20 protein-coding genes, 4 tRNA genes and 1 other annotated feature are annotated in these 20,084 nt (G+C 42.8%); all 24 genes read left to right on the top strand.

Annotation, left to right across the window (positions count from 1 at the left end; translation table 11 throughout):
* Positions 1-83: 83 nt before the first annotated feature.
* Positions 84-158, top strand: a tRNA-Asn gene (locus tag KKC1_RS01425).
* A gap of 34 nt (positions 159-192) precedes the next feature.
* Complete coding sequence (locus KKC1_RS01420) at positions 193-612, top strand: nucleoside recognition domain-containing protein (RefSeq protein ID WP_088552731.1); 420 nt, start codon at positions 193-195, stop codon at positions 610-612.
* A gap of 9 nt (positions 613-621) precedes the next feature.
* Positions 622-1,083 (top strand): nucleoside recognition domain-containing protein, encoded by a 462-nt coding sequence (locus tag KKC1_RS01415; RefSeq protein ID WP_202819906.1) that lies wholly within the window; start codon positions 622-624, stop codon positions 1,081-1,083.
* Positions 1,084-1,311: 228 nt separating this feature from the next.
* Entirely contained in the window at positions 1,312-1,785 is a 474-nt protein-coding gene (locus KKC1_RS01410) for a CtsR family transcriptional regulator (RefSeq protein ID WP_088552730.1), read from the top strand.
* Between the two features lie 12 nt (positions 1,786-1,797).
* Positions 1,798-2,310, top strand: a complete 513-nt coding sequence (locus KKC1_RS01405; RefSeq protein WP_088552729.1) for a UvrB/UvrC motif-containing protein — start codon at positions 1,798-1,800, stop codon at positions 2,308-2,310.
* 33 nt (positions 2,311-2,343) lie between these two features.
* Positions 2,344-3,393 (top strand): protein arginine kinase, encoded by a 1,050-nt coding sequence (locus KKC1_RS01400; protein ID WP_088552728.1) that lies wholly within the window; start codon positions 2,344-2,346, stop codon positions 3,391-3,393.
* Positions 3,394-3,407: 14 nt separating this feature from the next.
* Complete coding sequence (locus KKC1_RS01395; RefSeq protein ID WP_088552727.1) at positions 3,408-5,891, top strand: ATP-dependent Clp protease ATP-binding subunit; 2,484 nt, start codon at positions 3,408-3,410, stop codon at positions 5,889-5,891.
* Positions 5,892-6,008: 117 nt separating this feature from the next.
* Positions 6,009-7,370: a DNA repair protein RadA gene (gene radA / locus KKC1_RS01390; protein WP_088552726.1), complete on the top strand. Its 1,362-nt coding sequence runs from the start codon at positions 6,009-6,011 to the stop codon at positions 7,368-7,370.
* A gap of 4 nt (positions 7,371-7,374) precedes the next feature.
* Positions 7,375-8,454: a DNA integrity scanning diadenylate cyclase DisA gene (disA, locus tag KKC1_RS01385; RefSeq protein WP_238134158.1), complete on the top strand. Its 1,080-nt coding sequence runs from the start codon at positions 7,375-7,377 to the stop codon at positions 8,452-8,454.
* Positions 8,455-8,836: 382 nt separating this feature from the next.
* Positions 8,837-9,313: a CarD family transcriptional regulator gene (locus tag KKC1_RS01380; RefSeq protein WP_088552725.1), complete on the top strand. Its 477-nt coding sequence runs from the start codon at positions 8,837-8,839 to the stop codon at positions 9,311-9,313.
* 113 nt (positions 9,314-9,426) lie between these two features.
* The gene (locus KKC1_RS01375; RefSeq protein WP_088552724.1) at positions 9,427-10,521 is read left to right on the top strand and encodes a PIN/TRAM domain-containing protein; all 1,095 of its coding nucleotides are present in this window, start codon (positions 9,427-9,429) and stop codon (positions 10,519-10,521) included.
* Entirely contained in the window at positions 10,478-11,257 is a 780-nt protein-coding gene (gene ispD / locus KKC1_RS01370) for a 2-C-methyl-D-erythritol 4-phosphate cytidylyltransferase (protein WP_238134157.1), read from the top strand. Before KKC1_RS01375 ends, ispD begins: the two co-directional genes overlap by 44 nt.
* Complete coding sequence (gene ispF, locus KKC1_RS01365; protein ID WP_088552722.1) at positions 11,242-11,730, top strand: 2-C-methyl-D-erythritol 2,4-cyclodiphosphate synthase; 489 nt, start codon at positions 11,242-11,244, stop codon at positions 11,728-11,730. Before ispD ends, ispF begins: the two co-directional genes overlap by 16 nt.
* Positions 11,731-11,792: 62 nt before the next feature.
* Positions 11,793-13,268 (top strand): glutamate--tRNA ligase, encoded by a 1,476-nt coding sequence (gltX, locus tag KKC1_RS01360; RefSeq protein ID WP_088552721.1) that lies wholly within the window; start codon positions 11,793-11,795, stop codon positions 13,266-13,268.
* 63 nt (positions 13,269-13,331) lie between these two features.
* Positions 13,332-13,571: a binding site (T-box leader), on the top strand.
* A 69-nt stretch (positions 13,572-13,640) separates the two neighbouring features.
* Complete coding sequence (cysE, locus tag KKC1_RS01355) at positions 13,641-14,309, top strand: serine O-acetyltransferase (RefSeq protein WP_192868019.1); 669 nt, start codon at positions 13,641-13,643, stop codon at positions 14,307-14,309.
* The gene (gene cysS / locus KKC1_RS01350) at positions 14,305-15,780 is read left to right on the top strand and encodes a cysteine--tRNA ligase (RefSeq protein ID WP_088552733.1); all 1,476 of its coding nucleotides are present in this window, start codon (positions 14,305-14,307) and stop codon (positions 15,778-15,780) included. Before cysE ends, cysS begins: the two co-directional genes overlap by 5 nt.
* A gap of 15 nt (positions 15,781-15,795) precedes the next feature.
* Positions 15,796-16,203: a Mini-ribonuclease 3 gene (locus tag KKC1_RS01345; protein WP_088552720.1), complete on the top strand. Its 408-nt coding sequence runs from the start codon at positions 15,796-15,798 to the stop codon at positions 16,201-16,203.
* 5 nt (positions 16,204-16,208) lie between these two features.
* On the top strand, positions 16,209-16,946 hold the full coding sequence (thyX, locus tag KKC1_RS01340; RefSeq protein WP_088552719.1) for an FAD-dependent thymidylate synthase: 738 nt from the start codon (positions 16,209-16,211) through the stop codon (positions 16,944-16,946).
* Between the two features lie 17 nt (positions 16,947-16,963).
* Positions 16,964-17,704: a 23S rRNA (guanosine(2251)-2'-O)-methyltransferase RlmB gene (gene rlmB / locus KKC1_RS01335; protein WP_088552732.1), complete on the top strand. Its 741-nt coding sequence runs from the start codon at positions 16,964-16,966 to the stop codon at positions 17,702-17,704.
* Positions 17,705-17,727: 23 nt separating this feature from the next.
* Entirely contained in the window at positions 17,728-18,237 is a 510-nt protein-coding gene (locus KKC1_RS01330; RefSeq protein WP_088552718.1) for an NYN domain-containing protein, read from the top strand.
* Positions 18,238-18,460: 223 nt separating this feature from the next.
* Positions 18,461-19,105: an RNA polymerase sporulation sigma factor SigH gene (gene sigH / locus KKC1_RS01325; protein ID WP_088552717.1), complete on the top strand. Its 645-nt coding sequence runs from the start codon at positions 18,461-18,463 to the stop codon at positions 19,103-19,105.
* A gap of 189 nt (positions 19,106-19,294) precedes the next feature.
* Positions 19,295-19,380: transfer RNA gene (locus KKC1_RS01320), tRNA-Tyr, on the top strand.
* Between the two features lie 117 nt (positions 19,381-19,497).
* Positions 19,498-19,573, top strand: a tRNA-Met gene (locus tag KKC1_RS01315).
* Between the two features lie 5 nt (positions 19,574-19,578).
* A tRNA-Thr gene (locus KKC1_RS01310) sits at positions 19,579-19,654 on the top strand.
* The last annotated feature ends 430 nt before the right edge of the window (positions 19,655-20,084 follow it).

Here is a 20,084-nt window from a genome sequence, read left to right as displayed (position 1 = left end):
GAAGTTAAGTCCTCCTGCGCCGATGGTACTGGGGCTCCTGCCCCGGGAGAGTAGGTCGCTGCCAGAAACTTATTCTTGTGTGTTCCTCGGTAGCTCAACGGTAGAGCAACCGGCTGTTAACCGGTAGGTTGCAGGTTCGAATCCTGCCCGGGGAGCCATTTTTATTTTTTTTAGGAGGTTTTTCAGTACAGCATGGTAACACTCAAAACTTTTAAAAGAGGGATTGGTAATGGCCTGTCAGTTACCCGGGACTTGGCAATAGCCATTGTACCGGTGTACTTTTTGATTACTGTTTTAAAGTATACGCCTGTTTTAGAGATAATTTCTAAGGTATTTGAGCCGATCATGAGATTGGTAGGGTTGCCGGGAGAAGCTTCCTTGGCATTGGTTTTGGGAAATGCAATAAATTTATATCCGGCCATTGGAGTAATCGTTTCGTTATCCCTCAGCCCTAAACAGGTAACTATTTTAGCGCTAATGTTGCTGCTTTCCCATTCGCTTTTTATCGAGAGTGCGGTTAGTAAGATGACTGGTATCATGGTGTGGCAATTAGTACTTTTACGATTATCGCTGTCTTTTATTTCGGGTTTCATTCTGAATGTAATTTTATAGGTGATCATAATGGATTTGGTAAGTATTGTTAAAGAAGGCTTTACAGGGAGCTTATTAAGCGTTTTGCAAATTGGCGCGATTGTGATTCCTCTGATGATTTTTATTGAGTTAATTAAGGATCTAAACATTCTTTCTCGACTAACAATCGTGATTCGACCAGCGATGCGAATTTTTCAACTTCCCTCGGAAGCCTCTTTACCGTTGTTGGCCGGATTAATTTTTGGTATTACATATGGTGCTGGAGTAATCCTACAGGCAGCCCGGGATGGGCACCTGTCTAAAAGAGATCTTTATCTAATAAGTACGTTTTTAGTGATTTTCCATTCTCTTTTCGAAGACACCATGCTGTTTGTAGCCATAGGAGCTAATGGATTTATTCTTATTTTTGTTCGACTTATTCTCGCTGTAGGCATTACTTTCATAGCCGCCAGATTTGCTTTTCATGAGCAAAAACAGTCGTTACACCGGTAATTATGCCGGTGTTTTTTATTTTTATAAGTTTGAAGCAAGATGGAAAAAAATAATATACAGAGAAATTAGGAGAAATCAAGAGGAACATTGTGATAAAGGTTTATATTCAGCAATAATGGGCTAGAATAAGACTAAATCAAATTTGCTTATTAATCAACAAAAAGTGATAATTAAATTGAAGGTCAAAGATAGTCAAAAGGTTAGCAAAGGTCAAACGGAGGGAAGGATATGCGCAGTTTAGCAGATCGTATAGAGCAATATTTGAAGCAACTGTTAGCCAGGAGCCCCAAAGGGGAAGTGGAAATAAGGCGAAATGATTTGGCGCAGCGATTTGCCTGTGTTCCCTCGCAGATTAATTATGTTCTTAGTACCCGCTTTACAGTGGAACAGGGATATTTAGTTGAAAGCCGCCGAGGAGGTGGTGGGTTCTTACGCATCATCAAATTGCCTCTTAGAAGAGAAGAGGAGAAAATATTGCATTTTATAAATCAGACTATTGGCGATATGATTACCCAGCAGGCGGCTGAAGGATTAATTGATCGTTTATTTGAAGAAGGCTTGCTGACTAAAAGGGAGAGCCTGATTATGAAAGCAGTGGTCAATCGGCAGGCTTTACCCTTGGAGTTGCCGGAGAGAGATTTGGTTCGTTCTTCTATTATGAAGGCAATGCTTTTGACCGTACTGAAAGAAAATATAAAGTAAGGGGGGATTTGTATGCTGTGTGAAAGATGCCAGCAAAGACCGGCGAATGTTCATATTACTAAAATTATAAACGGCCAAAAAACGGAATTCAACCTGTGTTCCGAATGTGCCCGCGAAAATCAGGAGGAATACGGCTTTACCTGGGAACCTAGTTTTTCAATACCTAAATTTTTAGCCAGTTTAATGGATCCCGAAGTGACGCTATCGCCGGAAACTTTTGGCCAGAGGACGCAAAGAAGCTGTAGTAAATGTGGATTAACTTATACGGAATTTGGAAAGACCGGGAAATTAGGATGTGACCGTTGTTACGAAACTTTTGCCGCAAGCCTTGAACCTTTATTCCGCCGCATTCATGGCAGCACCCGCCATAACGGGAAAGTTCCGGAACGAGCCGGGGGTCGTATTAAGATAAGAAGAGAACTGGAAGCACTCAAGAAAGAGCTTCAAGCGCTGGTGGTTCGTGAAGAGTTTGAGAAAGCAGCTGTAGTTCGAGATAAAATCAAAGAATTGGAGAAAAAGCTTTAAGAAGATGGGGAGTGAAGAGAGGAGGTAAGGACTATGAAATTAACCAGGGAATCGAAATGGATGGAAGGTTCGGGACCCTACGCGGATATTGTGATAAGCAGTAGAATTAGACTGGCCAGAAATTTTGAGGAACTACCTTTCCCCCACCTTCTTTCAGAGGCGCAACAGAAGAAAGTGGTAGATAAATTGCAAGAAGTGGTATCCTCTCCTGTTGTACAGCAGAAGGTTGGGAGACTAGAACTAATTATCCTTAATGAATTGACCCCTCTTCAGCGGCAAATACTAGTGGAAAAGCATTTAATCAGCCCAGAATTGGCTGCCGCTGGAGGATATAAGGGGGTTGTGCTACGGGAAGATGATGCGGTAAGTATTATGATTAATGAGGAAGACCACTTGCGTATTCAATCTTTCTTACCGGCATTACAACTGGTGGAAGCATGGCGACTGGCTAGTTTTGTAGATGATGTCCTGGAAGGGATGTTAAAGTATGCTTTTAGCGAAGAATACGGTTATCTCACCTCCTGTCCCACAAATGTAGGTACAGGCCTCAGAGCCTCGGTTATGATGCATTTGCCGGCTTTGGTTTTGACGGATCAAGCTCGAAGAGTACTTTCAGCCCTGCCTCGGGTAGGTCTTGTAGTTAGGGGACTTTACGGGGAGGGAACCGAAGCTGTCGGCAACCTGTTCCAGATATCCAATCAATTAACTTTAGGACAAACAGAAGAAGAAATTATAACTAACTTGTCCTCGGTGACTAAACATATCATCGACCAGGAAAAGAAGGCTCGGGAAAAAATAATGAAGGAAGACCGCGGCAAGTTAGAGGATCAAGTGTATCGCGCTTACGGAATTTTAACTAGTGCGCGGGTTATCAGTTCTCAAGAGGCATTAACTCTTCTTTCCAAAGTTCGTCTGGGAATTGATTTAAAGATTATTAAAAATATTGATCCGCGCAAGTTCGTAGAATTGTTGGTAAAAATCCAGCCCGCCTATTTGCAAGTTTTAACGGGACGCGAAATGGATTATGCAGAAAGAGATTGGAAGCGAGCTGCAGTTTTACGAGAAACTCTGGGAGTAAAATAAAAGGAGGGAAGATTATGTTCGCTAAGTTTACGGAAAGAGCTCAGAGGGTTATACATCTGGCTCAAGAGGAAGCCAAGAATTTAAAACATCCTGCTGTTGGCACAGAACACCTATTATTAGGTTTAATTAGAGAAGGTGAAGGAGTAGCTGCTCAGGCATTAAAAAATTTGGGTATAAACTTGGACAAAGTACGAGAACAAATTATTCAGCTTATAGGACAGGGAGATCAGCCGCAGCAGGTTACCGGGCTTACTCCCCGGGCGAAGAGGGTATTGGAATTGGCAAATGAAGAGAGCCAGAAAATGGGAGTAAATTATGTAGGTACTGAACATATCTTATTAGGGTTGCTGAGAGAAAAGGACGGAGTGGCGGCTCAAGTCTTAACAGGATTAGGAGTGAGTGCCGATAGAGTTCGCCAGCAGGTTATGGTATTACTAGGTGGTGGCGCAATGCCTGCTTTCAGTATGTTCTTTGGCGATTTGGGAGAGGCGATGCAGGCCAAACCAGGTTTTGGAGCCAAAGCAAGAAAACAGCGTGATCGTACTAATACACCAACGTTGGATCAATTCAGCCGTGACTTGACCAAACTCGCAGAGGAAGACAAACTGGATCCGGTCATAGGTCGCGAGAAGGAAATTGAACGGGTGATCCAAGTGTTAAGCCGCCGTACCAAAAACAATCCGGTGTTGATTGGAGAGCCGGGGGTAGGTAAGACGGCCATTGCGGAAGGATTGGCTCAAAGAATAAAAGAGAACAAGGTTCCGGAAGTATTGGCAGATAAAAGAGTTGTTGCTTTAGACATGTCGGCTGTAGTAGCCGGTACTAAATTTAGAGGAGAATTTGAAGATAGACTCAAAAAAGTTATTGACGAAATACGCGGGGCAGGCAATATTATCTTATTTATTGATGAGCTGCACACTTTAATCGGGGCCGGTGCGGCTGAAGGAGCAATAGACGCAGCCAACATATTGAAACCTGCCTTAGCTAGAGGCGAGCTGCAGTGTATAGGTGCAACCACTCTTGATGAATACAGAAAGCATATTGAAAAAGATCCTGCTTTAGAAAGAAGGTTCCAGCCTATTATGGTTGGAGAACCTACCCGTGAAGAAGCCATAGAAATCTTAAAGGGCTTAAGAGACCGTTACGAGGCCCATCATAGAGTTAAAATAACCGATGAGGCCATAAAAGCGGCTGTTAACTTATCTGACCGATATATTACAGAACGTTTTTTGCCTGATAAAGCTATTGACTTAATAGATGAAGCTGCTTCTCGGGTAAGATTGAAGGTATATACTGCCCCGCCTGATATTAAAGAACTAGAAAAAAGATTGGAAGAAGTTCGTAAAGAGAAGGAAGCTGCTGTTCACAGCCAGGAATTTGAAAAAGCGGCGAAGTTGAGAGATGAGGAAAAAGAAATTCAGTCCCAGTTGGAAGAACTTAAGGAGAAATGGGATAAAGAAAAGGGTCTCGAGAAATCGGAAGTGACTGAAGAGCATATTGCGGAAATTGTATCGAGTTGGACGGGAATTCCGGTAAGCAAACTCGCTCAGGAGGAAACGGAACGACTTCTAAAATTGGAGGAAATCCTACATGAAAGAGTGATAGGGCAGGATGAAGCTGTGGAAGCTGTAGCCCGGGCTATTCGACGGGCTAGAGCGGGGTTGAAGGATCCTAAACGCCCCATTGGTTCGTTTATTTTCCTCGGACCCACTGGAGTAGGGAAGACGGAACTGGCAAGAGCCTTAGCTGAAGCACTCTTTGGCGATGAAGATGCTATGGTTAGGTTAGATATGTCCGAGTACATGGAAAGACATACCGTGTCTCGTCTCATAGGAGCTCCTCCCGGATATGTAGGATACGAAGAAGCAGGACAACTTACCGAAGCGGTAAGAAGAAGACCATACTCGGTGGTACTGCTGGATGAAATTGAAAAAGCCCATCCGGAAGTATTTAATATCCTGCTACAGGTCCTAGAAGATGGCCGTCTAACCGATGCTAAGGGGCGGACAGTAGATTTCCGAAATACAGTAATAATAATGACCTCTAATATCGGAGCTCAGACGATTAGGAAGGAGACGCGGGTAGGTTTTGCCAAAGAGTTAACTCAGGACGATTATGAGGCTATGAAAGACAGAGTTTTAAATGAATTAAAACGGTCTTTCCGGCCTGAATTTCTCAACCGTATCGATGAAATCATTGTCTTCCATTCCCTGCGCGAGGAACATATCCAGGAAATTGTAGAATTAATGCTAAATAATCTCAACAAGAGATTGGAAGAACACGATTTATTCGTAGAAGCAACTGATGAAGCAAAAGCCATCCTAGTTAAGGAGGGCTACGATGAAACTTACGGAGCAAGACCGCTGAAACGGACCATTTCCCGGCTAATAGAAGATAAGTTGTCGGAAGGACTACTGGAAGGGAAGTTTAAACCCGGCGATAAGATTATTGCTGAAGAGGTCAACGGCAAGATTGAGCTGAGGAAAAAAGAAGAATAGTAAAGTATCTTATCCCCCTGGAAGAGTACCGGGGGGTTTTTTCCATTTGGTTGATAGTGCTATAATACTAATATATTTTTGGAATAATTTGCATATGATAGAGAGGAGGACGGACCTCTGCGAAAAGAAGGTAGAAGATTTGTCTGCCAGCAATGCGGTCACGAAACATTAGGCTGGTTGGGGAGATGCCCCAGCTGCGGTGAATGGAATACTCTAGTCCAGGAAACAGTTTCTGCAAAAAGGCAGAAAGTGTCGGGAGTTGCGTCTTCCAATCCTCCTTTGTCGATTGTGGAAATAACTACTAGTAACGAAGAACGGTTTGCAACGGATATTGTCGAACTGGATAGAGTGTTAGGAGGTGGCATTTTACCTGGTTCTTTAATTTTAGTGGGCGGCGACCCAGGTATCGGAAAGTCAACCTTGCTGCTTATGGTGGCCTGGACCATTAGCAAGAAATACGGGACTGTTCTATACATATCAGGTGAAGAATCTTTGAAGCAGACACGCTTAAGAGCAGAAAGAATTGGAACTCTCTCTTCCTCACTGTATATTTTAACGGAGACTTGTTTGGAGAATATTGAATATTTTATTGAAAAATTAAACCCCGTTTTGGTTATTATTGATTCCATCCAAACGATATACAAAACCGACTTACCTGCAGCTCCGGGTACGGTATCTCAAGTTAGAGAATGTTGTGTTCAATTACTGACCATAGCAAAAACAAAAAACATTCCCATATTTTTGATTGGACACGTTACTAAAGAAGGTTCATTAGCCGGACCTCGGGTGCTGGAACATATGGTAGATGCTGTTCTATATTTAGAAGGAGAAAGACACCATACTTTTCGGGTGCTACGGGCCGTCAAAAATCGTTTCGGTTCAACTAACGAAATAGGTGTTTTTGAGATGAAAGAAACGGGACTGGTGGAAGTGAAAAATCCTTCAGCCATGTTCCTGGCCGAAAGGCCTCTGGGGGCAACCGGATCACTGGTAGTCTCCAGTTTGGAAGGAACCAGACCTGTTTTATTTGAACTACAGGCTTTGGTAACCCCCTCTTCATATCATAATGCGCGAAGATTAGCTACCGGCTTGGACTTGGGACGGGTATTACTTATGATTGCAGTTTTAGAGAAAAGAATAAGCTTGAATTTAGGCAATCAGGATATATACGTTAACATTGTAGGAGGTGTTCGGACGCAGGAAGCGGCCCTGGATTTAGGAATTTGTAGTGCAATAGCTTCCAGCTTCAAGGATATACCAGTTGATCCGTATACCCTGGTAATAGGAGAAGTTGGGCTGGCAGGAGAGGTAAGAGCGGTTTCTCAGTTGGAAAAGCGCGTGAGGGAAGCGGAAAAGCTAGGTCTACGGCGTTGTGTTTTACCGGCTAACAATTTAAATAATCTTAAATATAAGGGGCAAATTGAACTGATAGGAGTAACTAATGTCAAAGAAGCTTTGGAAATAGTTTTGGGAGGTTAGGTCGGTGAAGAAAAAAGATCAAGTTGAACTTCTTAATATGCTATCTAAGGTGGCCCCTGGCACTACTTTGCGACAGGGATTAGAAAATATTTTGCGGGCTAGGACGGGTGCTTTGATTGTTTTGGGAGATAGCCCGGAAATAATGGAAATTGTAGAGGGTGGTTTTCTTCTTGATACTGAATTTAATGCTGCCGCTCTTTACGAGTTGGCTAAGATGGACGGGGCCATTATTCTTAACCAAGAAGGCTCTAAAATATTGCGGGCTAATGTTCACCTAGTTCCTCAACCTACCATTCCTTCGCAGGAAACGGGTATCCGGCACCGGATTGCGGAGCGGGTGGCCCGTCAGACAGGAGCTATGGTAATTGCCATATCTCAGAGGAGAAATGTAATCACTCTTTTTAAGGGCCCCTTAAAATACGTCGTAAGGGATATTGGGCTGATTCAAACTAAAGCAAACCAGGCAATTCAAACTTTAGATAAATATAAACATCAGTTGGATAGAGCTCTAGCCAACTTAACTTATCTAGAGTTGGAAAATACCGTAACTGTCCATGATGTGGTGTCGGTGATCCAAAGGCTAGAAATTGTTATGCGTATAATCAAAGAAATAGAGCTTTATGTAGTCGAGTTAGGTAATGAGGGAAGATTAATCAGCATGCAATTGGAGGAGCTGTCTGAGGGGGTAAAGGAAGAAGGGTTGTTACTCGTACGGGATTACCTTCCGGCAGGAGAAAAAACTGAAGAACAGGTATCTGAGTGCCTACATGAAGCAGCGGCTGAAGAAGTGCTGGATCTTTTGGATATCAGCCGTATATTGGGGTACGGGGGAACGCTGGGCAGCCTGGATTTTGCAGTTACTCCCAGAGGTTTCAGGGTGCTCAAGAAGATACCGCGCCTGCCTATGGCCGTAATAGAGAATTTAGTAAATAAGTTTGAGACATTGCAGGGTATCATAGCGGCGACGGTAGAAGAATTGGATGAAGTGGAAGGAATTGGTGAAGTTAGAGCTCGGGCTATTAGAGATGGATTACGCAAGTTGAAGGAAAACATTTGGTTATATCTGGAAAAGAAGGGCGGCTGAAGAAGTGCATGACCATACAGTTTTTCAGATAATACATATTGTTGATGGACAGGGTTCGTTCCGGTTGCCCATAAAAAAACGAGTGGCGTCAGCCCTTTTTTTTTATTTTTGCTGAAAAATCTTGCATCAATTTCCCTTCTGAAGATTTGTTGCTTCGAAAATAAGTAGTGGGGAATTTTAAGTCAAAGATTACGGTTATGAGAAATGTAAAGATTTAATAAATATTGTAGTAAGCTTTGAAGCAGATTGTTCTAAAAAATTAGTTTAAATACTTGGTTGGAATGTTGACGGTTAATAAAATATGTGTTATAATACCAATCTTTTGACAAAAGAAAATCTTTTTATTAAAATGGTTTTATCAGGGTTTTTTGGGGGTGAAGTTATGTTCAAAGTGGGAGATAAAGTGGTTTATCCAATGCATGGAGCCGGGATAATTGAAGCCATTGAAGAAAAAGAGGTTCTGGGGCAAAAACGAAAATATTATGTTATGCACATACCGATCGGGGATATGAAAGTGATGATTCCCATAGATAGTGTAGAGGAAGTCGGTTTAAGGCAAGTGATAGACGAGGCGGAGATTGAAGAAGTTTTGAAGATCCTTAAAGATAAAAAAAGTAATATGTCGTCAAACTGGAATAAACGCTACCGGACCAACATGGAGAAGATAAAGAGCGGAAACATTTTTGAAGTAGCTGAAGTTGTGCGTAACCTTATCCTGCGGGAGCAGGAGAAAGGTTTATCGACCGGTGAAAGAAGAATGTTGGAGAATGCACGGCAAATTTTGATCAGCGAACTAGTCCTGGCGCGAGGAGAAGCAGAAGAAAAGGTAGAATCTCTCTTGGAAGGAATGTTTGCTTGAAAATATAGGAGGTAAAACAATTTAACAACATTTTTATGAAGGAATTTCCAGAACTTTGGTATAATGATACTCTATAGTAGTTAACAATAAAGAAAGGAGGTGAATTTTGCAAAATGGTTAATAGAATTGTACGTTTTTTTATAGCTTTTATATTGGCGGGAGCAGGTTTTTCGTTAGGTGTATTTTTGGCGAATCAGGGGAATGTTGTTATTCCAGGAGCGATTAAGGGGGCTATTATTGGAATACTAACCATTGTATTTGCCCTCGGTGGATTTAGTTTGGCACCTCGTTTAATTCAAGGTTTCGATCAACTTTCCGGGTGGTTAATAGGAAAGCTTTTGAAAATGCCCATTCAAGATATTATTGGCGGGGCAATAGGTCTTATTGTGGGGCTTATCATAGCTAGTCTTTTAGGTTCTAGCCTTTCGAGATTGCATTTGGTGGGGCCTTATATATCTATTATTGTAACTCTCTTTTTAGGGTATGTCGGTTTGAGTGTAGGTATCAAAAAAAAGGAAGAACTTTTATCTATTTTTTCCTCCCTTCCCCGGTTCGTGAGTAAGGATAAGCAAAGTAAAACTGAATTTCAATCCATGCCCAAGATATTGGACACCAGTGTAATAATTGACGGGAGAATAGCCGATATTTGTAAGAGTGGATTTATCGAAGGGGTTTTGTTAATACCTAATTTTGTCTTAGAAGAATTGAGGCATATTGCTGATTCCCCCGATCTCCTCAAGCGCAACCGTGGAAGAAGAGGTTTGGATATTTTGAATAAGATACGTAAAGAGCTAGATGTGCGGGTGCAAATATGCGAGTACGAATTTGACGACGTATTGGAAGTTGACAGTCGTTTGGTCAAGCTGGCAAAACAACTGGGAGCACCTATAATTACTAACGATTTTAATCTTAACAAAGTGGCCGAACTACAGGGCGTAAAAGTACTTAACATCAACGAGCTGGCCAATGCCGTAAAGCCCATCGTTTTGCCCGGAGAAGAGATGATGGTACATGTAATCAAAGATGGGAAAGAGGTTGGGCAGGGTGTCGGATACTTAGATGATGGCACCATGATAGTAGTAGAAAACGGCAAGAAATTTATTGGTCAAAACATTGATATAGTAGTAACCAGTGTTTTGCAAACATCTGCGGGGAGAATGATTTTTGGCAGACCTAAGATATTGGAGCGAAAGCAGGCCAGCGGATGACCGTGCAGTAAAGGGAGATGAATGCTACATGCCTTCCATTACAGCGATTATAGTTGCTGCCGGCAAAGGTACGCGGATGCAGGCCGAAGTACCCAAGCAGTATTTGTTACTCAAGGACAAACCTATTCTTGCCAGAACTCTTCAGGTGTTTGATAGTAGCCCTTTAGTTAACAATATTATATTGGTTGTGTCACCGGGAGATGAAGATTACTGCCGGCGTAAAATTATCGAACCTTATAACTTTCAAAAAGTAAGTAAGGTGATTCCTGGAGGTTTGGAACGGCAGGAATCAGTTTATAATGGATTACACGCTTTACCCAATGATTGTACCTATGTGGTCGTGCATGATGGTGTGCGACCATTTTTGACGTTATCGTTGTTAGAACAAGTAATCAAAGCAGCGAGAGAGCTTGGAGCTGCTGTAGCTGCAGTGCCTGTCAAGGATACCATTAAGATAGCCGGCCCTGACGGTTATGTAGAATCTACTCCTGAGAGAAAAAGGATTTGGGCGGTTCAAACTCCCCAAGTTTTCCGCAGGGATTTGATTGTTTCTGCTTATAAGAAAGCGTTTACAAAAGGCATCGTGGCAACTGATGATTCTACATTAGTAGAAGAAGCAGGATTTAAGGTTAAATTAATACTTGGTGATTATCAAAATATTAAAATAACTACTTGGGAAGATTTCTGGTTAGCGGAAACAATTTTGGAAAGGAGACAAACATGCGATCGGGTATAGGTTATGATGTGCACCGGCTTGTAAAAGGTCGACCCTTGATTTTAGGTGGAGTTAAAATACCCTTTGAATTGGGGTTAGAAGGGCATTCCGATGCAGATGTACTAGCTCATGCAGTTATTGACGCTCTCTTAGGCGCGGCAGGAATGGGTGATATAGGGCGGCATTTTCCCGATACGGAGGCGGAATACCGGGGAATATCCAGCATGTTGTTGTTGGACAAAACACTAGAGTTATTGAAAACGAAAGGGTATAAAATAAACAACGTGGATGTCACTGTGGTGGCGGAGCGTCCAAAATTGGCCCCCTTTATTCCCCGCATGGAAGAAAATTTGGCGGGAGTTCTTCAAATCAGTCGGGAGCAGGTAAATGTAAAAGCTACGACTACTGAGGGTTTAGGTTTCGTTGGCATGAAACAAGGAATGGCGGCTTATGCGGTGGCAACTCTCTTGAAAGATCGGGAGGAGGAAGGATAAACTTGTTCTCTGAGTTCTAGAATGATATAATGTCAGAGCACGAAGACTAGGGGGGTATGCTTATGGAAGAAGTAAGAGTACGCTTTGCACCGAGTCCAACGGGACCTTTACATATTGGAGGCGCTCGTTCCGCTCTTTTTAATTATCTTTTGGCTCGAAAATATAACGGCAAAATGATTGTAAGGATAGAAGATACTGACCTGGAGCGTTCCAGCAGGGAATCGGAAGAGAATATTTTAGAAGCCCTGCGGTGGCTAGGTATTGAGTGGGACGAGGGGATAGATAAAGGAGGGCCTCATGGTCCTTATCGTCAGTCCGAACGCCAGGATTTATATCAAAAATATGTTACTAGACTTTTAGAACAAGGACAGGCATATTATTGCTATTGTACGGAAGAAGAGCTAGCGGCTCAACGGGAAGAACTGTTGGCCCGTGGCGAGATGCCTCGCTACATGGGTGAATGTCGTGACTTGACGCCGGCAGAAAGGGAAAAACTTGAAAAAGAAGGGCGTAAGCCGGCAATTCGGTTCCGGGTGCCAGAAAACCGAAAAATCATTGTGGACGATTTGGTAAGAGGAGAAGTTGTTTTTGAAAGTAACGGTATTGGAGATTTTATTATTGTTAAATCTGATGGTATTCCCACTTATAATTTTGCCGTAGTGGTAGATGATGCCGAGATGAATATAACCCATGTGATTCGCGGGGAAGAGCATTTGTCTAATACGCCCAGGCAACTTCTTCTGTTCGAGGCTTTAGGGCTTCCGGTCCCCCGCTATGCCCATATATCCCTGATTTTAGGGAAAGATCGGTCTAAGATGTCTAAGCGTCATGGAGCTACATCAGTTATTCAATATAAAGAAAAAGGCTATCTCCCTGAGGCACTGGTTAATTTTTTGGCCTTGCTGGGATGGGCTCCTGAAGGAGAAGAGGAAATATTTGATCTTTCGGAACTGATTGAGCATTTTTCCCTGGAACGAGTGGCGAAAAACCCGGCTATTTTTGATTTGGATAAGTTGAATTGGTTGAATGGATATTATATTCGTCGAAGTTCAGTAGAACGTATAACTGACTTAGCTATACCTTTTCTCCAGGAAAAAGGATATCTGCCGTCGGAGCTTTCTTCTGAACAGTATGAGTGGGTTAAGCGAGTGGTAGGCGCCTTGCAGTCTTACCTGTCTTATGTGGGGGAAATTACGGATTATATCGGCCTTTTCTTCGGAGAGGAAGTTAATCTAGAGGACGAGGAAGCCCGAAAAATCCTGCAGGAAGAACAGGTTCCCCGTGTTATTGAGCATTTCCGCAAGAAATTGGCGGAGCAAAAGGAGCTTACTCCCGAGCGGGTAAAGCGAATGTTGAAAGAATTGACCAAGGAGCTTAAACTTGGCGGAAGAAAAGTATTTATGCCTATCCGCGTAGCCTTGACGGGAAAAACCAAAGGACCGGAATTACATGACATCATACCTATTTTGGGTGTAGAACTAATTCAAAAACGTTTAGACAACAGTATAAAAAAGGTGCATATGATAGAAGGAAATTAGGGAACGTTGTAACTTGACATTTAATTAGTATCAGGTTTATAATAACGACAATAATACACAGCGTAAAAAGCAATGACGGGGAGAGTAGGCGCGACCCCACCTTCAGAGAGGAACTGTCGGCGGCTGAGAGCAGTTCTAGGCAGGACGTGCTGAAGTGCACCCCGGAGTTTGTGACTGAAATTTTAGTAGGTTTCAACGGTTGGCTCCGTTAAAGGCCTAGAATACCGGTGGTTACTGGTATTCGCTGAGGGGGGCATGCATATGCTCAAGCAGAGTGGGACCGCGAAACCTTTCGTCTCTGCAGTGAACCTGCAGTGTCGAAAGGTTTTTTAAATTTTTCTGGAAAGGGGGAAAAGTCATATGATACGCCGTATGTTCCGTCTCCTCAAAAGGGATATTGAGGTTATTTTTGAGCGAGATCCGGCGGCAAGAAGTGTTTGGGAAGTTATACTTACCTATCCCGGCTTTCATGCTATAATTCTGCATCGGATTGCGCATTATCTATATAGAAAGGGACTAGTTCTTTTACCTAGAATAATATCTCAGTTTAACAGATGGTTAACGGGAATTGAAATACATCCTGGTGCTAAAATAGGAGAAGGATTTTTTATTGACCATGGCATGGGTGTAGTTATAGGTGAAACTACTGAGATAGGGAACAATGTTACTTTGTATCAAGGAGTAACTTTAGGTGGTACTGGTAAAGAAAAGGGCAAGCGACACCCTACTATTGGAAACAACGTGGTCATAAGTGCTGGAGCCAAAGTGCTGGGGGCTATTACCATTGGGGATAATGTAAAAATAGGTGCGGGCTCGGTGGTATTACGGGATGTTCCCCCCAACTGTACGGTAGTAGGAGTTCCCGGTAAAATCGTCGTGCGGGATGGTCAAAATATTGCCGATAAAAAAATAACCGAAGTAGATCTTCAGCATAATAAGTTACCCGATCCCGTTGCTGAAATGCTTCTTTGTTTACAGCGGAAAATTGATCGGCTGGAACGACGTATTACCGAAATGGAGGTGAAACTTGGTGACCATTAAGGTATATAATACTTTAACCAAGCGGAAGGAAGAATTTATACCCCGGCGTCCACCGGAAGTAACCATGTATGTCTGCGGACCAACCACCTACAATTTCATTCATTTGGGAAACGCCAGGCCGCTGGTTGTGTTTGATACCATCCGGCGTTACCTCCAGTATAAAGGTTTTAAACTCACTTATGTACAGAACTTTACTGATATTGATGACAAGATCATCAACCGTGCCCGAGAAGAGAATATCGATGCTTTAGAATTGGCATCCCGCTTTATTCAGGAATATTACCGGGATGCTGATGCTTTAAATGTGCGGAGGGCAGATATTCATCCTAAGGTAAGTGAACATATTCCGGAGATTATTGCTATGATAGAGAGATTGATAGAAAAAGGTTATGCATACGTGGTGGAAGGTAATGTATATTTTAGCGTTCGCAAGTTTCCTGACTATGGGAAATTATCGGGGCGTTCCGTAGAAGAGCTTATGAGCGGCGTTCGGATAGAAGTTGACGCTAGAAAGAAAGATCCTCTGGATTTCGCTCTCTGGAAGGCGGCAAGACCCGGGGAACCTGCTTGGGACAGCCCCTGGGGTAAGGGCAGGCCGGGATGGCATATCGAGTGTTCAGCTATGTCTTTGAAGTACCTCGGTAACGGATTTGACATCCATGGTGGAGGCAATGATTTGATTTTTCCTCATCATGAGAACGAGATCGCTCAGTCAGAAGCATATACAGGAGAGGTTCCTTTTGTCCGCTACTGGCTCCATAACGGTTTTATAACCGTTAACCAGGAGAAGATGTCTAAATCATCGGGCAATTTTTTTCTAGTGAGAGAAGTTTTGGAAAAATATAACCCTGATGTAGTCCGTTTTTATCTCCTTTCAACCCACTACCGAAGCCCTTTGGATTTTGATGAAGAGAAGTTGAATGCCAGTAAGAAAGGTTTGGAAAGAATAAAATCTTGTTTAAGCCATATTGATGAAATCCTAGGGAAGCAGCCGGGCACGTCCTCTACTGCACCAGAGGTAGAACAAGGAAGCAGAAAATTGTTAGAGTTTTTATCAACAACTCGCACCAAGTTTGAACAAGCTATGGACGATGATTTTAATACGGCTTTGGCTATTGCTGCCTTGTTTGAACTCTGTCGAGAAGTCAACAGTTACATTAATCACCCCGAATTTGAAATTACTTCCCAGACTCAGGAGGTGTTACGTCAGACCAAAGAAATAATTATTACTCTGGGGGAAGAAGTTTTAGGTATTCTACCTGATTTGGCAAAACAAAAGGAGAAAGACACACAACAGGAGGAAAATATAACCAAAGATTTACTAGAATTAATTTTGGAAATACGTCAAGATGCCCGGCGTAAGAAAGATTGGGCAACGGCGGATCATATTCGCGACCGGCTGAAAGAGCTGGGAGTTTTAGTGGAAGACACTCCCCATGGCCCCCGTTGGAAATGGGCTAAACAAACTTGAGGAAGTGGTTGGGAGATGAAGTTCAGTTTTCCGGTTCCGACACCGGACAAGCTATCTCCGTTGACTTTAGCTTACGTCGGTGATGCTGTTTATGAGCTGTATGTGCGCTGTCAACTGTTGGCCAAGGGTTTTGTTAAAGTTAAGGATTTGCACCATAAAGCCATTAATTTGGTCAATGCCGGTACGCAGGCCGACCTGTTGAAGTTCATTGAGCCGCAATTGACGGATGAGGAAAAAAATATGGTAAGAAGAGGGCGTAATGCTAAGTCAGGTGACTACCCGAAAAAAGCTACGGTGATTGATTATCGTTACAGTACCGGTTTGGAGTGTCTCATCGGCTATCTATATTTGATGGGGGAGTTGGAGCGTATAGAGGAAATTCTGGGTTCCCTGGAGGAGATCGTAGATAAACCGAAGGAGTGAACAGATTGGGACGTCGAGAGTTACGTGTAGAACTATTGAGATACACCCATGAGCCCGAAGAAATAGTAGCCATGGGGGCCAAGCTTTGTTATTCTGCGGCTACTATAGAGGAGTTAAAAGAAGGTATTCAGCAAAATGATCAAAGGGAATTTATTCGCAAATTGATGAATATGGAACATCTTTCTCCCGTGGAGCATGCCAGCTTTACTTTTGGTATAGAGGGCGTTTCCAGGAGTCTCTTGGCTCAAATTACCCGACATCGGATAGCAAGTTTTTCTGTAAAATCCCAGCGGTATGTGAAAGAGGATAGTTCCCGGAACGTCGACGGTACTTTTGGGTATATTATTCCGCCTCGTATTGAAGCTTTAGGACCTGAGTATGTCCAAGAGTTCGAGAGGCAAATGAAAACCATTCAGAAATGGTACGATTTTTGGGTGGAAAAGTTGGAGGAAGCCGGAGAAGCGGCCCATGAGGACGCGCGATTTGTGTTGCCTAATGCTGCCGAAACTAAAATAATGGTCACTATGAATGGCAGAGAGTTACTCCATTTCTTTCGCCTGCGCTGTTGCAACCGAGCTCAATGGGAAATACGCCGCCTGGCAGAGGAAATGTTGAAGAAAGTGAAAGCAGTGGCCCCCAATATTTTTGAAAATGCGGGACCGGCTTGTCTTATGGGACCTTGCCCGGAAGGTCCTATGAGTTGTGGAAGGGCGGAGGAGGTTAGAAGAAAATTTAAAGACTAACAGGAGTGGTTACAGCAGTGGACGGGCTTATCTTAGGACGTAACGCTGTTTTAGAAGCCCTCAAGGCAGGAAGACCTATAAATAAAATACTGGTGGCGGAAGGTGCTAAAAGTTACGCGGTAAAGGAGATATATGAACTGGCTAAGCGTCGGCAAATTCCTGTCCAAAAGGTAAGACGGGAAAATTTGGCCCGGATAACTGAAACCAGTCGCCACCAGGGGATAGTGGCGTATACTTCTCCCAAAGACTATGTTACGGTTGATGACATATTAGAAAAGGCCAAGGTTAAGGGGGAAGCGCCGTTTATCGTAATGCTGGATCATATAGAGGATCCGCAAAACTTAGGGGCAGTTATGCGTACTGCGGACGCCGTAGGATGCCATGGTATAATCATTCCCAAACGGCGGAGTGTTCAACTCACCGCAACGGTAGAAAAAGTCTCTGCAGGGGCGGTAGAGTATGTACCGGTGGCACGGGTAGCTAATTTACCTCAAACGGCACAGCTCTTACAGGAAAAAGGTTGTTGGGTAGTAGGGCTAGACGCTAAGGCTTCGCAAATTTATTATGAAGTCGATTTAAAAGGACCTTTGGTTTTGGTGATTGGCAGCGAAGGGAAAGGGATCAGTCGTCTATTAAAAGAAAAATGTGATTTTCATGTTCGTTTACCTATGGTTGGGCACATTGATTCTCTGAATGCGGCGGTAGCTGCTTCTATAGTTATGTATGAGGCAGCTCGGCAACGATGGACGGGAATCTAAAAAAGGTCTGGTAGGTGGTTAAGGTGGAAGAGTATCTGGTTATAGACGGCTATAACGTCATTAACGGTTGGCCTGAGCTTAATCATTTGAAGGAAAAAAGCTTTGAGCACGCTAGAGATAAACTGATAGAAATGTTTAGCAATTACCAGGCCTTTTTAGGGATTAAAGTCATAATCGTTTTCGATGCTCATCATGTTAAAGGTAGTACTCAAAAAAAAGAAATCATATCTGGAGTAGAAGTTATCTACAGCGGAGAAGGCGAAACAGCAGATATGGTCATAGAGAAACTGGTGGATCGTCTGCCTGATGGCGTCTTAGTTTCGGTGGCCACTTCTGATTGGGCAGAACAGAGGATGATCATGGGGAAAGGAGCCTTACGCCTTTCGGTACGGGAGTTGTACCGAAAGGTCCAGCAGGCGGAAGAATCTAGCCGCCGGTACTTTAGTTCTAAGCCTTGTAATCCTTTTCCGCTGGATTCTCAATTGGACGAGTATCTTAAAGTTAGGCTTGAAAAATGGCGGCGGGACAAATAATGCGCGGGCGGGATATGGATAAGAAAAATTGACTTGATTTTCAAGGATTAATGGGCTATAATGTTTGTGTGACTGGGACAAGCCTAGATGCAACTAACGCCTCCATTGAAGGAAGCAATTACTCGGGTAGCGGTTCTACTCGTTAAAAAATTTAATAGGTGAAGTTTTTAATATAACAGGCCTTTAAAGTGCCTGTAATTAAATTTTTCGTGGAGGCGATGTCATGAGCGTCAACCCCCAAAAAGATACTTACGCGGGTTATGAAATGATGGGCGATGAAGAAGTAGTAGAACTGGCTAAGGAGGGTGATGACTTAGCTCAGGAATTTCTAATAAACAAGTATAAAAACTTTGTTCGCGCTAAGGCAAGGTCTTACTTTTTAATCGGAGCAGATAGAGAGGATATCATCCAAGAGGGTATGATCGGACTATATAAAGCTATTCGAGATTTTCGCTGCGACAAGTTGTCTTCATTCAGAGCATTTGCTGAACTTTGTATTACAAGGCAGATAATTACGGCTATAAAGACTGCTACAAGGCAGAAACATATTCCGTTGAATTCATATATTTCTCTAAATAAACCTATCTATGATGAAGATTCTGATCGCACCTTACTAGATGTTATTTCAGGGACGAAAATTACTGATCCGGAAGAGCTAATTATCAGCCAGGAAGAATTTGATGATATAGAAGAGAAAATGGGGGAAATTTTGAGCTCTTTGGAATGGCAGGTTTTGATGTCTTACCTGGAAGGTAAATCTTATCAGGAAATTGCTGGCGATCTTAACCGTCATGTAAAGTCTATCGATAACGCTTTGCAGCGAGTTAAGAGGAAACTGGAGAGATATTTAGAAAAGCGTGATAATTAACAATGCCATTATTTTGTTGATTTATTTTAAGTACAGGAATTGATTTTTTAAGCTAGTAAACGGTGCGTTTGCTAGCTTTTCATATCGGAATGAAACCGGTCTATTTACAGATATTTACTCTTGCCTTTTCCCTTGACGATAATATTAAAAGGTGCTATAATAACCTTTGTCAGTCCATCGAGATAATGTGGAGAGGTTCCCGAGCTGGCCAAAGGGGGCAGACTGTAAATCTGCTGGCGCAGCCTACGCTGGTTCGAATCCAGCCCTCTCCACCATCCTAGAAACCTTATGCAATAGGTAAAAATCATAAAAAACTATAGAAAAAGGAATTAGCTCAGCTAATTCCAACAACTAAATTGGAGTTTAGTATCCAAAATCTAGTCCTTCAATATTGCGGGGTGGAGCAGCTGGCAGCTCGTCGGGCTCATAACCCGAAGGTCGAAGGTTCGAATCCTTCCCCCGCAACCATATATGCCCATATAGCTCAGTAGGTAGAGCGTCGCCTTGGTAAGGCGGAGGTCACCGGTTCAATCCCGGTTATGGGCTCCATGAAGAAATAATTTTGCGGGCTTCGTAACGATGAGCGAAGGGGAATTTGAGGGCGAAGCTCGAGAACTGATTTAAGGAGCGGCAACCGCTCCTTAATTTATTTTAGTTTAGTTAACCATTTAGTTCCAACTATATAGATAATCAGATTCAGGAAAAATGTTAAATTTACATTTTACTGCATATATTTGACAGAGTTGATAAAATAATATAGAATAAAAGCGATTATGCCTTAATTTATAAACTCGGCAGGAATTCTTTGAGTTGTGTAGAATAACCGTAAAGGTGGTTCAACCAAAGAGTTGGAGTGGCTAATTAAAATGCTAATTAATTATTAATTACATATCAGGAGGGATATCAATGGCGAAGGCGAAATTTGAGAGGACGAAACCGCACGTTAACGTAGGAACAATAGGGCACGTAGACCATGGGA

Source organism: Calderihabitans maritimus, from assembly GCF_002207765.1.
GTDB lineage: Bacteria > Bacillota > KKC1 > Calderihabitantales > Calderihabitantaceae > Calderihabitans > Calderihabitans maritimus.
This window is presented reverse-complemented; position numbering and strand designations above follow the sequence as displayed.